At 47.4% G+C, this 14,519-nt stretch carries 14 protein-coding genes; 9 read left to right on the forward strand and 5 right to left on the reverse strand.

The window, feature by feature from the left end:
- The first annotated feature begins 8 nt into the window (after positions 1-8).
- From Q0101_RS06155 to Q0101_RS06180, 6 genes are all read left to right on the forward strand, one after another.
- The gene (locus Q0101_RS06155) at positions 9-2,027 is read left to right on the forward strand and encodes a fumarate reductase flavoprotein subunit (RefSeq protein WP_297943307.1); all 2,019 of its coding nucleotides are present in this window, start codon (positions 9-11) and stop codon (positions 2,025-2,027) included.
- Complete coding sequence (locus Q0101_RS06160; protein ID WP_297943309.1) at positions 2,020-2,757, forward strand: fumarate reductase iron-sulfur subunit; 738 nt, start codon at positions 2,020-2,022, stop codon at positions 2,755-2,757. The genes Q0101_RS06155 and Q0101_RS06160 overlap by 8 nt, the downstream gene beginning before the upstream one ends.
- A gap of 177 nt (positions 2,758-2,934) precedes the next feature.
- Entirely contained in the window at positions 2,935-3,801 is an 867-nt protein-coding gene (locus tag Q0101_RS06165) for a hypothetical protein (RefSeq protein ID WP_297943312.1), read from the forward strand.
- Between the two features lie 181 nt (positions 3,802-3,982).
- Positions 3,983-4,237 (forward strand): hypothetical protein, encoded by a 255-nt coding sequence (locus Q0101_RS06170; RefSeq protein WP_297943314.1) that lies wholly within the window; start codon positions 3,983-3,985, stop codon positions 4,235-4,237.
- A gap of 232 nt (positions 4,238-4,469) precedes the next feature.
- Entirely contained in the window at positions 4,470-5,822 is a 1,353-nt protein-coding gene (locus Q0101_RS06175; protein WP_297943316.1) for an ankyrin repeat domain-containing protein, read from the forward strand.
- A gap of 39 nt (positions 5,823-5,861) precedes the next feature.
- Positions 5,862-6,059 (forward strand): hypothetical protein, encoded by a 198-nt coding sequence (locus Q0101_RS06180; protein ID WP_297943318.1) that lies wholly within the window; start codon positions 5,862-5,864, stop codon positions 6,057-6,059.
- A gap of 33 nt (positions 6,060-6,092) precedes the next feature.
- Here the strand turns inward: Q0101_RS06180 and Q0101_RS06185 are convergent, their stop codons facing one another.
- Positions 6,093-6,503: a hypothetical protein gene (locus Q0101_RS06185; protein WP_297943320.1), complete on the reverse strand. Its 411-nt coding sequence runs from the start codon at positions 6,501-6,503 to the stop codon at positions 6,093-6,095.
- Positions 6,496-7,368, reverse strand: a complete 873-nt coding sequence (rarD, locus tag Q0101_RS06190; protein ID WP_297943322.1) for an EamA family transporter RarD — start codon at positions 7,366-7,368, stop codon at positions 6,496-6,498. Before rarD ends, Q0101_RS06185 begins: the two co-directional genes overlap by 8 nt.
- A 104-nt stretch (positions 7,369-7,472) precedes the next feature.
- Here rarD and Q0101_RS06195 point away from each other — a divergent pair, with 104 nt between their 5' ends.
- Positions 7,473-8,816 (forward strand): class II 3-deoxy-7-phosphoheptulonate synthase, encoded by a 1,344-nt coding sequence (locus tag Q0101_RS06195; protein ID WP_297943324.1) that lies wholly within the window; start codon positions 7,473-7,475, stop codon positions 8,814-8,816.
- A gap of 1,148 nt (positions 8,817-9,964) precedes the next feature.
- Here Q0101_RS06195 and acpS read toward each other — a convergent pair.
- The 3 genes from acpS to Q0101_RS06210 are packed head-to-tail and all read right to left on the reverse strand — an operon-like array spanning position 9,965 to position 11,602.
- A complete protein-coding gene (gene acpS / locus Q0101_RS06200; protein WP_297943326.1) occupies positions 9,965-10,336 on the reverse strand; it encodes a holo-ACP synthase in 372 nt (123 codons plus the stop codon).
- A 28-nt stretch (positions 10,337-10,364) separates the two neighbouring features.
- Entirely contained in the window at positions 10,365-10,859 is a 495-nt protein-coding gene (locus tag Q0101_RS06205) for a peptidylprolyl isomerase (protein WP_297943328.1), read from the reverse strand.
- Between the two features lie 8 nt (positions 10,860-10,867).
- A complete protein-coding gene (locus Q0101_RS06210) occupies positions 10,868-11,602 on the reverse strand; it encodes a YebC/PmpR family DNA-binding transcriptional regulator (RefSeq protein WP_297943330.1) in 735 nt (244 codons plus the stop codon).
- Between the two features lie 132 nt (positions 11,603-11,734).
- On the opposite strand from Q0101_RS06210, the gene Q0101_RS06215 reads away from it, so the two are divergent.
- Together Q0101_RS06215 and Q0101_RS06220 are read left to right on the forward strand one after the other, a co-directional pair.
- Positions 11,735-11,959 carry a heavy-metal-associated domain-containing protein gene (locus Q0101_RS06215; RefSeq protein ID WP_297943332.1) on the forward strand — a complete coding sequence of 75 codons (225 nt, stop codon included), beginning with the start codon at positions 11,735-11,737 and terminating at the stop codon, positions 11,957-11,959.
- 3 nt (positions 11,960-11,962) lie between these two features.
- Positions 11,963-14,140, forward strand: coding sequence for a cation-translocating P-type ATPase (locus Q0101_RS06220; protein WP_297943334.1), 2,178 nt, complete (start codon positions 11,963-11,965; stop codon positions 14,138-14,140).
- Positions 14,141-14,519 lie beyond the last annotated feature (379 nt).

Below are 14,519 nucleotides of genomic sequence, written 5' to 3' on the forward strand. Positions count from 1 at the left end.
AGCTTAGGATGAATGTAATATATTGCGATTCTTTAGTTATTGGCGGCGGTTTGGCGGGATTAAGAGCTGCGATCGCTACCGGCGAGAAGGGGCTTAGCACCATAGTTTTGAGTCTAATCCCTGTTAAGCGCTCACACTCTGCAGCAGCTCAAGGCGGCATGCAGGCGTCTCTGGGAAATTCCAAAATGAGCGAGGGCGACAACGAGGACGTGCACTTTGCCGATACCGTAAAAGGAAGCGACTGGGGCTGTGATCAGGATGTCGCTAGGATGTTTGCGCAAACGGCGCCTAAGGCGATCCGCGAGCTTGCGGGCTGGGGCGTTCCTTGGACCAGGATTACTAGAGGCGAGCGAAGCGCTATTATCAACGCTCAAAAGACCACGATCACCGAAAAAGATGAGGTTCACGGACTTATCCACAGCCGCGACTTCGGCGGTACGAAAAAATGGCGAACCTGCTATACCGCCGATGCTACGGGACATACTATGCTTTTTGCCGTTGCAAATGAAGCGCTAAAGCATAATGTCGATATTCACGACCGCAAGGAAGCGATCGCGCTAATTCATGCAAATAACCGCTGCTACGGCGCAATCGTGCGTGATTTGGTTACCGGCGAAATTAGCGCATACGTATCAAAAGGTACGTTGATCGCTACCGGTGGCTACGGCAGAGTGTATAAGCACACTACAAATGCCGTCGTTTGCGAGGGTATAGGTGCTGCTATCGCGCTTGAGACGGGCGTCGCGCAACTTGGAAATATGGAAGCGGTGCAGTTTCACCCGACCCCTATCGTTCCGAGCGGAATTTTGCTTACCGAGGGTTGCCGCGGCGACGGCGGAATTTTACGCGATGTGGACGGCTACCGCTTTATGCCGGATTATGAGCCGGAGAAAAAGGAGCTTGCTAGCCGCGACGTCGTAAGCCGTCGCATAATGGAGCATATAAGAAAAGGCAAGGGCGTCAAAAGCCCTTACGGCGAGCACGTTTGGCTTGATATCTCGATCCTCGGACGCGAGCATATCGAGAAAAATTTACGCGACGTGCAAGAAATTTGCGAGATTTTCAACGGCATCGATCCTGCCGACACCGAGGTAATAACCGACGAGCAGGGCAGGAAGCGCGGCAAGGGCTGGGCTCCGATCCTTCCTATGCAGCATTACTCGATGGGTGGCATCAAAACAAAAGCTACGGGCGAGAGTCCAACGCTAGCTGGACTTTTCAGCGCCGGCGAGGCTGCGTGCTGGGATATGCACGGCTTTAATCGCTTGGGCGGAAATTCCGTTGCCGAAACCGTCGTCGCAGGAATGATCGTGGGCGAGTATTTTGCGGAGTATTGCCAAGGACACGATGTCGATATCAATACGCACGATATACAAAAATTCGTAGATAAAGAGAAAAACTACATGAAAAGCCTGCTTGAAAAAGAGGGTAAATTTAACGTATTCGAGATCAAAAACAAGATGAAAGACGTTATGTGGGAGCACTGCGCAATCTTCCGCACCGGCGAGGGATTAGCCAAAGCCGTAAAAGAGCTCGAGGAGCTTTACAAGCAGTCTTTGGACGTCAAAGTAAGCAATAAAGAGCTTTTCGGAAATCCGGAGCTTGAGGAGGCTTACCGCGTACCGAAGATGTTAAAGCTCGCGCTTTGTATCGCCAAGGGTGCGCTTGATCGCACCGAAAGCCGCGGCGCACACTTCCGCGAGGACTATCCGAAACGCGACGATCTAAACTGGCTAAAACGAACGCTTGCAAACTGGAAAGAGGGCGATACTATGCCTACTCTAAGCTACGAGCCGCTTGATATTATGAAGATGGAGATGCCGCCTGCATTCCGCGGATACGGCGCCAAAGGCAATATCATCGAGCATCCGGACAGCGCCGTGCGCCAAAAAGAGGTCGATGAAATTCGCGAGAAAATGCAAGCCGAGGGCAAAGGCAGATATGAAATTCAAGAGGCATTGATGCATTATGAATTGCAGCCAAAATACAAAGCACCTAACGAAAGAGCAGGTATAGGATATGAGTAGAAAAATAACAATAAAGGCATTTAAGTATAATCCGCTAAGCAAAATTTCAAAGCCGCACTTCGCTACTTACGAGATCGAAGAGACCGACGGAATGACGCTGTTTATTGCGCTTAACGTGATTCGTGAGAGATTTGATCCCGAGCTAAGCTTCGACTTCGTTTGTCGCGCGGGTATCTGCGGTAGCTGCGGTATGCTCGTAAACGGCAAGCCGCAGCTTGCGTGCCGCACGCTTACTAAGGATTATCCGGACGGCGTGATCGAGCTTATGCCGCTTCCATTTTTTAAGTTGCTAAAAGACCTCAGCGTTGATACGGGCAACTGGATGAACGCGATGAGCAAACGCGTAGAGAGTTGGATCCACACCGATCACGAAACCGACATCTCAAAGCTTGAGGAGAAGGTCGAGCCGGAGGTCGCGCAGGAGGTTTTCGAGCTGGATCGCTGCATCGAGTGCGGTATCTGTGTAGCTGCATGTGGCGTAGCGATAATGCGAAAAGACTACATCGGCGCCGTCGGCATCAACCGCGTGGCACGTTTTCAGATCGATGCGTTGGATAAACGCAGCGACGCGGATTTTTACGAGCTAATCGGCGATGATGACGGAGTATTCGGCTGTATGACGCTGCTAGGCTGCGAAGACCACTGCCCTAAGCATCTTCCGCTTCAAAGCAAAATCGCCTATGTCCGCCGTAAGCTTGCCGCTCAGGGCAAATGCGGCTGCGGCAAATAAAATTTAAGCGGGATCTTCCCGCTTAAATTTATTTCTTTATCTCACTAAATTTTACTCAACAAATAAATTTCAAAAATGCTTGAGTCTGGCAAGCAAGGTAGCCTTAAATTTAATACTATCCCAAGCGATAAAGAAGTAAAATACGAAATCGCTTAAGATCGCTAGCGAGGGATAAGGATGAACGAAGCAAGACTCGAAGAGCTAAAGAAAATTCTAAATGAACGACATCAAAATTTAGAGCAAGGCTCGCAAGAATATTTTAATGCTCAAAATTTTGATGCCTTAAATTTTGATACTTCAAAATCCGATACCTCAAATTTAAACATAGAAGGAAATCTAAAATTTCAAAATTCAAATTCCGATGATGCCGCTCCTAATAAAAATTCTAAAACCGGGGCTAGGGATTACGACAAAGATCCGATTGTTATAAAAAATTACAACATTATGCACTTGCTGTTTTATATCATCATAGCAATCATTATTCCGTCTATTTTCATAAAAATTTTGTATAACAAAGGTTTGATAGATTTATATTATGGCGGTAGAACATATTTGCTATATAATCAAAATTCAACTTTTATTTTAAGTGTTTTATTTTTGTGCCTGTTCGCCTTGTATTGCTATTTTGCAAAAGAAAATGATATTATTATCAACAATTCGCACATAACATATTTTAAAAACATATCAAGCGGGTTGGAAATTTTTAAAATAAACAATGATAGCTTTATCAAGAAAAACTATAAATTGAAAATAAATGTTTTATGTTTTATTTTGTGTTTGATTTCCTTATTGTCAGGTTTTGGCTATCAAGAAATTATTTTTGTCGCTTCTATACTTGTCGTTAGATTTTTGCCAATATTCCTATTTTCGATGCTCTACAATAAAAAATTTGAATTTTATAATCCAGGATATTTATGCATTAAAACAAGAACCGGAAAACAAATAATTCCTTTGGTTTCAAAAAAAGATACAAAAGAGGTAAGAGAATATTTTTTAAATAAGCTTAATATCGATATTATCGATAAAGTAAATTATTTTATGTAGTCAAATCCCCCCAATAAAAAAAGAGATATAAACGAGCAGAAAAAGCATTGATAAAGGGCGCACCTATTACAGGTAGTCTTAAATCGTTACAAGAATATTTTTCTGATTTGCCAAAAATGTCAGAATTTTTTATCGTATTGGCTCGTTAGGTTTTTTCTTTGTATTTTTGCTTTGCATGTATGTGGCGAATATATTTATAAAATTCGTCGTGTATTTTTGCATAAATAAAGGCATAAAAGGATTTAAAATTTTTCCATTTATAAAAGTAGATGAGCCGTGGCATGGCGGATATTTATATTATTCCGTTGTCGTATCGGCACACTACTATTTGATTTATTTGTATAGCAGTGAAATTTACGACGAAGTTAGAGAGTATTTTCTACAGAAAAATATAAATATAGACTATATTAAAAAGGACTATACGGTTTTTATCTAGGAATATATGCGAAGCGGGCGGCAAATTTAAAACTAAAATTTCAATATTTTTGGTAAGTCGCCACTAAATTTTATGTGCGAAAACGCCCGTTTATATTCGGCTAAGCTCACACTCGGTAGTATTTGTCATTTTATTTGCGGAGATTGCTTCGAAAGAGATAAAATCCAAGCTCATCATAGCGTGCTTGGTTGTTACGGCAGGCGTATTTTTCTTGATCGCAGGCGGTGCGTTTATGGACAGATCCAAAACTCAGCCCGCGCAAAATTCCACGGCAAGCCGCATCGCGACCTCCGGCAATTCCTCCAATCGGCCGCTAACGGACGAGGATCGCGCCGCAATAGCAAGGTACCGGTACGAAAGGCTGGGCGCCGAGTTAAATTTAGACGAGCGCGTAGTGCAGGGCGATGAGCGAATGGAATATTTCCGTAAGCTTTTGCGCTCCAAGAACACTGCGCGTATTTTAGCATTTATGCGAGAGCAGCGCATCACTGCGGGCGATCCGCTACATTTTGGCATAACGGCGATAATGTATTCTAGCTTTTACAACGATGCAAACACCACCGAGGAGCTGATCTATCACGGAGCGGATATCAACCGCACGGACGATTTTTCTCATTCGGCGCTGAGCTATGCTATCGAAAATAACTCTACCGCCGCCGTGGAAGTTCTACTCAAGCACGGAGCTAGCTTTTCTAGCGTTAAATATGTTCGTCCGTGGCTTACATACCCTGGATATAGTGACTCCTATTTGGTTGTTACTAGCGACGCACAGGTAAAGACATATTCCATAACGCCTAAAAGTGAAGGTACTAATGCGGTATCCGATCCACTCTATTACGCCGTAGCAGGCGGATTTTTGCAGATGACGGAGCTTATGCTTAGCAGCGGCGTAAGACCTGAGATTACCGCTTGGACGGACGATAATTGTATCGCTTTTACACTCAAACACCGCAAAGATGAGCGGCAGCCGAACTGCTCCATCTATCAGATGCTGCCGCAACGATATGACGCAAGTATGCTAAATTTGCTGCTTAAATACGATTTGGCAGGACTTCCGGACGATGAGCGTATTCAAAAAAAATACGATGACTGCCGTAAGGATTTGGATACGTTGAAGGAGTATAAGAAAATATATCTAAAGCATATGGATGATTATTGTTACGATGAGATTATTTTAGATTTGACTTTATTAAACAGCTCTAGGTATGAGCTGCTTAGATATATGATGACGGAGCGCTCAAAGTATTCGGAAAATGATGTAATCAAGCTTAACAAAGGTTCGCTGCCCGATCTTAATAGATGCGGCTCGGTAACGCCCAATGTGGCGCTGCTTGGTATCTACGATACGCTTATAAAGCACTATTCTGCGCTCTGCGGCAATGAGCCTAATGGTGCAAGCGGCTTTGATTTGGATAAATTTTTTAGATATTTACACTTAGAAAAATTGGAATATTATCTTAAAATAGAGTATGAGGGCAAGGTGATAAGAGTGGAGGAGTACGATAAAATTTTAAGGCGCGATGCGTCTAAGCAACTAGAGCAAGCGGGATCCAAGGCTGCAGATACCGCGTCCGCCAATGAGTAAATTCTATAAAATTTACAGACGCGATTATCGGCTTCGCGGTTGCTATGTATCTTGCAAAACTCTATAAATTACGCCGATTTAAAATTTGCGTCGTTTTGCTTTGTAAAACGCATGGAATTTTGTCGCCATGACGCAAGCGGTTTGCAAAATTCCGGCATGTATGTAAATTTTAAAAATTCCGAGAGTTGCGGCGCGTTAAATTATATAAATTTAGGCGTTAAAATTCTACTGATATAGACACCTGCGAAATTCGCCGCTTAAAATTTCGCGCTACAAATTCTTAAATTCCATCTCCAGCTGCTTGCGCCAGTCTTGCAGCGAGCGCTCTGCGTCCGCGGCGTATTTTTCGATAAGCGAGTCCGTTTTACTTAGAAACTCAAATAGCTTGCCTTCCCACACGGCGGGGTTTAGGTTACTTTGATGCATCGTTTTGATATAAACTAACTCCTTGCTAAGAGCCTCAAGCTCGTCTAGATAGCTCTCGCGAGCGTTTTCGTCGTGCAGTTCAAGCCGCTTTAAATCTCGCAGTTTGCCCTCTAAAATATCGCAAAATTTCATATATCTTTGCGAGCTAAGCTCGGGGTCTGCGGCGTCTGCACGCGCGGAAGCCTTTTGGACCTGAAAATACACGAGCGCGCCCACCGCAAGGGCGACTGCGAACATCAAAGCGAAATTAGCCATTTTTTCTCCTTAAGCCGTCCAAGCCCACGACCGCGAGCCCGAACCAAATTAGCGAAAAGCTCAAAATTTTGTAAGTCTCAAGCTCCTCACCGTAGATAAATACCGCGATCAGCATGCTTAGCGAGGGGCTGATGTATTGCATAAAGCCGATCGTAGATAGCGGCAGATACTGCGTGCTTACGGCGAAGGTAAGCAGCGGCAAAATCGTAATCAGCCCGCTTGCAAACAGCAGCGCACCGCTTACGTTAAAGCCGAAAGCGCCGCTTCCTTTCAGCGCGCAGTAGATCAGAAACGCAAGCGCGGGTAGCAGCATCAGCGTCGTCTCGCAAAACAGCCCCTCAAAGCTAGGCACTTTTACTTTTTTGCGTATGAGACCGTAAAATGCAAAGCTAAGCGGCAGCACGAGCGAGATTATCGGTAGCCTACCCAGCGCGTAAATTTGCACGCCGATCGCCGCAAAGGCTAGCAGCAGGGAAAGCTTAGCCGCCGCACTTAGCCGCTCGCGCAGAAACAAGGCGCCCAAAAGCACCGAAAATAGCGGATTTATAAAATATCCAAGGCTAGTGGCTAAAATTTGATCGGAATTTACCGCGTAGATGTAAATGCCCCAGTTCGTGCTGATAAGTAGTCCCGTACAAAGCAGCGTGAGGGCGATTTTAGGGGCGCTAAGAAGCCGCGCGACGTTTTTTAAACGGTGCGTAAAGCAGAGAAAAACGAGTAGCAGCACGAAGGACCAAACGACGCGATGCGCTAAAATTTGCACAGCGCCCACATCCTTTATGAGCTTGAAAAATATCGGAAAAACGCCCCACATAACAAAGGTGGCAAGAGCAAACATTAGCCCTTTAGTGCGGTTTTCTTCCATAAAATTCCTTCTAAATTGCCTAAAGGCGCTATTTTAAGATTTTTTGGGTTAATAAAAGCTTATTTGGGTATAATCGCGAAATTTTACGAAATCTAGGAGTGGCTATGAGTTGGAGTAGGACGTCGTGGAAAGATTATAAAATTTTACAGCAGCCGATTTATCAGGATGAAAGTGCAGTGCAGGCCGCCAAAGATCGCCTTTACAAGCTGCCGCCGTTAATTTTTGCGGGCGAGGTTCGCAACCTAAAAGCCGAGCTCGCGCGCGCCAGCGAGGGCAAGTCGTTTCTGCTTCAAGGCGGCGATTGCGCTGAGAGCTTTAATGATTTTAGCGCGAATAATATCCGCGATATGTTTAAAGTAATGCTTCAGATGGCGATCATTCTTACCTTCGCGGCGGGTCGCCCCGTCGTGAAGGTAGGTCGTATCGCAGGGCAGTTCGCAAAGCCGCGCAGCAGCGATTTCGAGGAGGTTGGCGGCGTAAGTCTGCCTAGCTATCGCGGCGACATAATCAACGGATTTGAGTTTAACGAAGCGGCGCGAAAGCCGGATCCTGCGCGCATGATCGAGGCGTATCATCAAAGCGCTTCGACGCTGAATTTGCTGCGCGCCTTTTCTCGCGGCGGTCTTGCGAACCTGCACGAGGTGCATAAGTGGAATTTGGGCTTTTTGAAAAAGGGCGAGCTGGAGGCTAAATTTAACGAGCTCAGCGATGAAATTTCGCGCACGCTTAAATTTATGGAGGCATGCGGGCTGAGCGCCGCTAATTCTCCGAGCCTTGCCGAGACGGTGCTTTACACCTCGCATGAGGCGCTGCTGCTGCACTATGAGGAGTGTCTGACGCGCATCGACAGCACCAGCGGCGATTGGTATGATTGCTCGGCGCACATGCTTTGGATCGGCGAGCGCACGCGCGGCGCGGACGATGCGCACGTGCATTTTTTAAGCGGTATCAAAAACCCTCTCGGCGTCAAGATCGGCCCGAGCGGCACCGCGGATGAAATTTTGCGCCTTTGCGACAAGCTCAATCCGCAAAACGAAGCAGGCAGGCTAAACGTCATCATCCGCATGGGCGCGGATAAGATCGGCGCGCGGCTGCCGCAAATTTTGCGCGAGCTAAAGCGCGAGGGCAGGGCGATCCTATATAGCATCGATCCGATGCACGGCAACACCGTCAAGACCACCAACGGCTACAAAACGCGCGAGTTTTCTAAAATTTTAAGCGAGGTTCAGAGCTTTTTCGAGATCCACGCCGCGGAGGGCACGCATGCGGGCGGCATTCACCTTGAGATGACCGGTCAAAACGTCACCGAGTGCACGGGCGGCTCGTTTAACGTGACGCAAGAGACGCTAAAACAGCGCTACGAAACGCAGTGCGATCCGCGCCTAAACGCAGATCAGGCGCTAGAGCTTGCGTTTTTGCTCGCCGATAATCTAAAAAAGGCGGATTAGTCCGCCTTTCATTGCGCGGGAATTCTATCGCGGCTTGGAATTTAATCGTAGTTTGGGTATTTTACGTAAGTTTGCGCCGTGACCGCGCTTTGCGCTTGAAACACTTGAAATTTAATCGTAGCTTGGCGCGAGCGATTAAAATTTGCGCGGCTTTAAATACAGAGCGGCTTCGGGCGCAGTCTTAAAGCGGCTGAAATATAGACAATTAAAATTTATACTTCGTGCGAAAACATAAACCGCGTAAGCCACCGCTAAAATACGTGCAATTGAAAATTTTGCGGCGTCGCGCCGTGATAAAATTTCTTTTTGCAGAGACTTGCAAACTTTTTGGCGGCTAAATTTATCCTCACGGGCTTAAAATTTTAAATCCGCTCTGCATGGAATTTTAAAATTTTGCTTCGCCGTGAAATTTTAAAATTTAACGCCAAATCCATGGCTCGCAGAATTTCATCTTTAAAATTTCGTCGTGTAAATTTTGATCGCTCGCTTCTGTGTGTGCCGCCTATCTGTGTACGCTCAAGCTAGCGCCAGACTGAGCGGTAAATGCAGCGACATAAACTCGCCTCTATTTTTTCGCACATAGCAATAGAGAATGCCGCGCTATCTGCGGTATTCGGCATAAGTACAGCGCAAAAGCCTCTTGCTTGAGACGGGTGCGATAAACAGATGCCGCCGCAGCGATATATGCTCGGTCGGCTCATGAACTTTCGCTTAATCCTTTATGATGCGATAGATTAGGCGGAGCAGACTTTGCATCCGTTTAAAATTTCAGAGCACGATTTCGCCGTGAAATTTTAATAGAGAATCTATGCTTCTGTCGCTAAATTCCAGGCTGAAATTTTACCTTTTGAGTTTATGCCGCCTCGCCGCTATAAAATTCCAAGTCTTAAATTTAAAGCAAAATTCTGCGGCGCGGTGAAATTTTAAAATTTCGTTGCGGTAAATTTTGTGCTCTAAAATTTTATCCATGAATGTAGAATTTTAAGTCGGCAAATATAAAATTTGAGATAGTCAAAGTTTGCCGCCGCATCGCGTACCGCGCCGCGAAATACTATTCTACATAATCTGCGCCTAACCTCATAAATTCCGTCGCGCAAAATTTATGTAGAATTTACGCGGGGTTCTTGCTGTCGCGCCGCTTCGCTTCGTTACTTTGAGCGCGGCTTATTGAGTTTTAGTGCGACTACTGCGATTGCGACGTTTGCGTCGTGCGTGATGCTAAGGCTTGCGGATTTGATATGAAATTTTTTACGGATTTTTTTACGTATTTTTAGATGCGGCGCGCCCAGGGCGTCTTTGTAAATTTTAGCGTCTTTAAAGCCGAATCCTGCGCCGATGCCGGTGCCTAGAGCTTTGCTAAGCGCCTCTTTAGCGGCATAGACACCCGCGATACTTTCGTCGCGCAGCGCGGAGGAGCGTTCGGATTTTTTCAAAATACGCTTTAGAAATTTCGCGCCGTATTTTGCGCGCAGCGCCGAGATCCTGCGCACCGCGGTTATGTCCGTGCCGATCTTTATCACGGTCTGGCGCCCCGCGGCTTAAATTTAATCACGATTGTAGGCTCTCTTTAATCTCGATGTCGATGATCTTATCGCCCTGCCTGATCGCGTCTAAAACCGCTAGGCTAGGCTGATCCACGATACGACCGAACACCGTATGCACGCCGTCTAGGTGAGGCTGCGCGCTGTGGCAGACGAAAAACTGGCTGCCGCCCGTATCGCGCCCTGCGTGCGCCATCGATAGCGCGCCGCGCACGTGCTTGTGCTTTTGGTGGTCGCATTCGCACTTTATGCGCCAGCCCGGACCGCCCGTGCCGGTGCCGCGCGGGCAGCCACCTTGGATCACGAAATTTGGAATTACGCGGTGAAAATTTAGCCCCTTGTAAAACCCGCTGCGCGCGAGGCTGGCGAAATTCGTAACCGTCTGCGGGGCTTCGTCACCGAAAAGCTCCAGCTTCATATCGCCCTTTTCGGTTTTTATCACGGCGTATTTATCGCGCGCCAAAGCCGCTGCGTCGATGTCGTAAATTTTTAAGCTTTCCATTTTTTCTCCTATGCGATGTTGGTGTAAACTGCCTGCACGTCGTCGTCATCCTCTAGTCGCTCGAGCAGCGCGTCTATGTCGTTCAGCTGATCCTCGCTAAATTCGTGCTTTTCGTTGGCGACAAATTTTAAACTTGCGCTGATGATCTCAAGCCCTATCTTTTCGATACCTTCGTTTAGAGTGCCGAAGCTTTCGTATTCGCCGTAGATTAGAAGCGTCTTTTCGAGCTCGCCCTTATCGTTTTCAAACTCGTTGATCTCAAGCTCGCTAAGACCGAAGTCGATGAGCTCAAGCTCCAGCTCCTCAATGTCGCGGCTCGGCAGCTTGGTCTCAAAAACAGCCTTGTGCGAAAACATAAATTTCAAACTGCCGCTCGGCAAAAACTCGCCCTTGGCTTTGTTTAAAATCGACTTTACGTTCGCGACGGTGCGGGTTGGGTTGTCGGTGGCGCATTCGATTATTAAAAGCGCGCCGTGTGGCGCCTTGCCGTCGTAAAAGATCGTTTTGATATCGGCGCTATCTTTGCCGCTTGCGCGCTTGATAGCCGCGTCGATGTTGTCTTTGGGCATATTTTGCGCCTTTGCCGTGGCGATCGCGGCGCGCAGTTTGGAGTTCATCAGCGGATCTTCGCCGCCCTCTTTCGCAGCCATCGTTATGGCCTTGCCCAGTTTTGGGAAAAGTTTGCTCATCTTCCCCCATCTAGCTTCTTTTGAAGCGCGTCTGTATTCAAAAGCTCGTCCCATAAAATTCCTTAAAGCTTAAATTTAAAACGGGTGATTATAACGAAAAACCCTTAAATTTCAGGAGCGGGCGTTAAAATAAAATTTATTAAAAAGTAGTATAAGTTTTGAAATTTTAATCCAAAGGAGAGACCCATGGCTTTGAAACAAAGCGTAAAATTTAAGGCGCAAAATATCCACTGCGAAAACTGCGCGAGGACGATCAAAAACGCGCTTAAGGACGATTTCGGCGAGATCGAGGTGGACGTAGCAAGCGGAGTGGTGAGTTTAAGCTTAGATCCGCGCGACGAGGCTAAATTTAAAGAGGAGATGGACGATTTGGGCTTTAGCGTCGTAGAAAAGCTGTCCTGCAAAAACTAACGGATGTCAAGCAAAATCACTCTAAATATCGTCGGGATGAGCTGCGTAAACTGCTCTAACGCGATCGAGCGGGTAAGTCGCAAGATCGAGGGGGTGCAGGACGCGCACGTAAATTTCTCAAACGGTAGTGGCGAGTTCGTACTTGCTGATCCGGCGCTTGAGGAGACGCTAAAAGCCAAGATCAAAAAGCTAGGCTACGACATCGCCGTGGATTACGAGGATTTGGAGCGCAAAAAGCGGAGCAATCTCAAAGCGGCGCTATTTAGGCTAATCCTCGCTCTCATTTTAGCCGTGGCGGTAATGGCGGTGGAGATGAGCGGGTTTTTAAGCTTCGTTCCAAAGGCACTACTTTGCGCAGCGATGGCGTGCGTGAGCCTATTTTACTGCGGCAAGAACTTCTTTTATCACGCTTACGGCTCGCTGAAAAACAGAAGCTTCGATATGAACGTGCTCGTGGCGATGGGAAGCTTTTTTGCGTTTGCTTATTCGCTAACGGTCGCGGCGTGGGTCTATACGCACGGCGCACAGAACGAATTTACCAATCTTTATTTCTCGTCCGCCTCGATGATAATCGCCTTTATTTCTCTCGGCAAATACCTAGAAGAGCGCAGCAAGATGAAGGCGAACGACTACATCAAGGGGCTAATCGATCTAAGTCCTAAAACTGCGCTTTTGATCAAAGACGACGGCACGATAACCGAAGTGCGCGCAGAAGCGCTAAAGCCGGGCGATAAGGTGCTAGTAAAAAACGGCTCGCGCATCCCTTGCGACGGGCTTATAGTAGAAGGCGGCGCACAGATCGACACCTCGCTCATTAGCGGCGAGAGCTTGGCGGTTTATAAAAGCGTAGGCGATGAGGTAAACGCAGGCTGCGTCAGCACCGACGGCGTCATCTACGTGAAGGTGACGAAATTTTCGCATCAGACGCTGCTTGCCGAGATTAAAAATCTGCTGAACGAGGCGGGCAACAAAAAGATGCCGATCGCGCGCTTTGCGGATAAAATTTCAAATATCTTCGTGCCCGCGGTGATTTTGATCGCGCTTGTTAGCTTTATAGCGTGGATGGCGCTTGACGGGCGACTCTCATACGCCGCATCCGCCGCTATCTGCGTGCTTATCATCTCCTGCCCGTGCGCGCTAGGTCTTGCGACGCCGATTGCGATCGTTTGCGCGATCTCAAACGCCGCAAAGGCTGGAATTTTAATCAAAAATCCCGAAATTTTAGAAATTTTAAAAGGCGCTGACGTCGCGGTTTTCGATAAAACCGGCACGCTTAGCAAGGGCGAAATTTCGGTAAGCTTCAGCGATCTGAGCGCTCAGGATCTCTACGCTCTAGCAAGCGCGCAAAAGCTTAGCGAGCATCCGATCTCAAAGGCGATCGTAAAATTTGCCGAGCTGAAATTCGGCGAAATTTCTAAATTTAACGGCGAGTTTGAAAGCATCGCAGGCAAAGGGATCGTCGCAAAAAATCCCACCGGCGAAATTCTTTGCGGCAGCGCGGGCTTTCTACGCGAGCGCGGCGTGAACGTAGGCGTCGAAGTAGAAGCGGAGGAGCTTTTAGACAAGGGCTTCGGCGTCGTTTACTGCACGATAGGCGGCTCGTACGCGGGCTTTATCGCATTTAGCGACGAGATCAGAGCCGAAGCGCGCAGCGTCATTCAGACGCTGCAAAAAGGCGGCGTAAAAACCGTCATGCTAACGGGCGATAACGCCAAAACGGCAAATTTCGTCGCTCGCAACCTCGGCATCGACGAGGTAAAAAGCGGAGTGCTTCCAAGCGGCAAATATGAGTTCATCAAATCCCTGATGGATGAGGGCAAGCGGGTGCTTTTCGTGGGCGACGGCGTCAATGACGCACCAAGCTTAAAAGCCGCCAGTATCGGCATCGCGATGAACGGCGGCAGTGACGTAGCCAAGGGCGCGGGCGACGTGATTTTTATAAAAAACGACCTTGCAAGCGTGCTATATCTATTCCGCTTATCGGGTGCTGCTATGCGGACGATCAAGCAAAACCTATTCTGGGCGCTGTTTTACAACGCCGTGTGTATTCCGATTGCGGCAGGCGCGTTATATCCAGCGCTCGGCGTGCTTCTAAAGCCGATGTACGGCGCTGCGGCGATGTGCTTTAGCTCCGTAACGGTCGTGTTAAATTCCATAAGATTGAAATTTGCTAAATTTTAACGCGGCGGATTTTGTGCTAAGCGCGGAATTTTGCGCGGAGAAATTTAACTCTACCCGCTGCAAAATTCTTTGTATTCTGCAAGGAATTTTACCTCGCAAATTCTATCTCTCTACTAATGCGCGTAGAATTCCACGGAACGGACTTCACTTGTAAAAATTTTATTTCACGATAAGCCTAGCACGGAATTCCGCCAGATCTGTACAGCTTGCAAAATTTTATTTTACCGCTAGCCTGCGCGTAAATTTTAAAATTTTAACGTCGCCGGTCGCCGTGCCGTTATATAGCGCCGCCAGTCGCTACGCCTCTGCCTAGTCGTCGTTTAGCGCCGTCCGCCGCCACGCCGCCGCGCCGTAAAATTTTAAAAATTCCGCAAAATTT

It is taken from the genome of uncultured Campylobacter sp. (genome assembly GCF_937921625.1).
Lineage (GTDB): Bacteria > Campylobacterota > Campylobacteria > Campylobacterales > Campylobacteraceae > Campylobacter_B.

What these genes read in the sequence shown, in the direction of transcription:
- rarD (WP_297943322.1), bottom strand. Translation starts at nt 7,368, where the DNA reads ATGGAAGAAAACCGCACTAAAGGGCTAATGTTTGCTCTTGCCACCTTT.
- Q0101_RS06160 (WP_297943309.1), top strand. Translation starts at nt 2,020, where the DNA reads ATGAGTAGAAAAATAACAATAAAGGCATTTAAGTATAATCCGCTAAGC.
- Q0101_RS06175 (WP_297943316.1), top strand. Translation starts at nt 4,470, where the DNA reads ATGGACAGATCCAAAACTCAGCCCGCGCAAAATTCCACGGCAAGCCGC.
- Q0101_RS06205 (WP_297943328.1), bottom strand. Translation starts at nt 10,859, where the DNA reads ATGGAAAGCTTAAAAATTTACGACATCGACGCAGCGGCTTTGGCGCGC.
- Q0101_RS06220 (WP_297943334.1), top strand. Translation starts at nt 11,963, where the DNA reads ATGTCAAGCAAAATCACTCTAAATATCGTCGGGATGAGCTGCGTAAAC.
- Q0101_RS06215 (WP_297943332.1), top strand. Translation starts at nt 11,735, where the DNA reads ATGGCTTTGAAACAAAGCGTAAAATTTAAGGCGCAAAATATCCACTGC.
- Q0101_RS06185 (WP_297943320.1), bottom strand. Translation starts at nt 6,503, where the DNA reads ATGGCTAATTTCGCTTTGATGTTCGCAGTCGCCCTTGCGGTGGGCGCG.
- Q0101_RS06210 (WP_297943330.1), bottom strand. Translation starts at nt 11,602, where the DNA reads ATGGGACGAGCTTTTGAATACAGACGCGCTTCAAAAGAAGCTAGATGG.
- Q0101_RS06165 (WP_297943312.1), top strand. Translation starts at nt 2,935, where the DNA reads ATGAACGAAGCAAGACTCGAAGAGCTAAAGAAAATTCTAAATGAACGA.
- Q0101_RS06195 (WP_297943324.1), top strand. Translation starts at nt 7,473, where the DNA reads ATGAGTTGGAGTAGGACGTCGTGGAAAGATTATAAAATTTTACAGCAG.
- Q0101_RS06155 (WP_297943307.1), top strand. Translation starts at nt 9, where the DNA reads ATGAATGTAATATATTGCGATTCTTTAGTTATTGGCGGCGGTTTGGCG.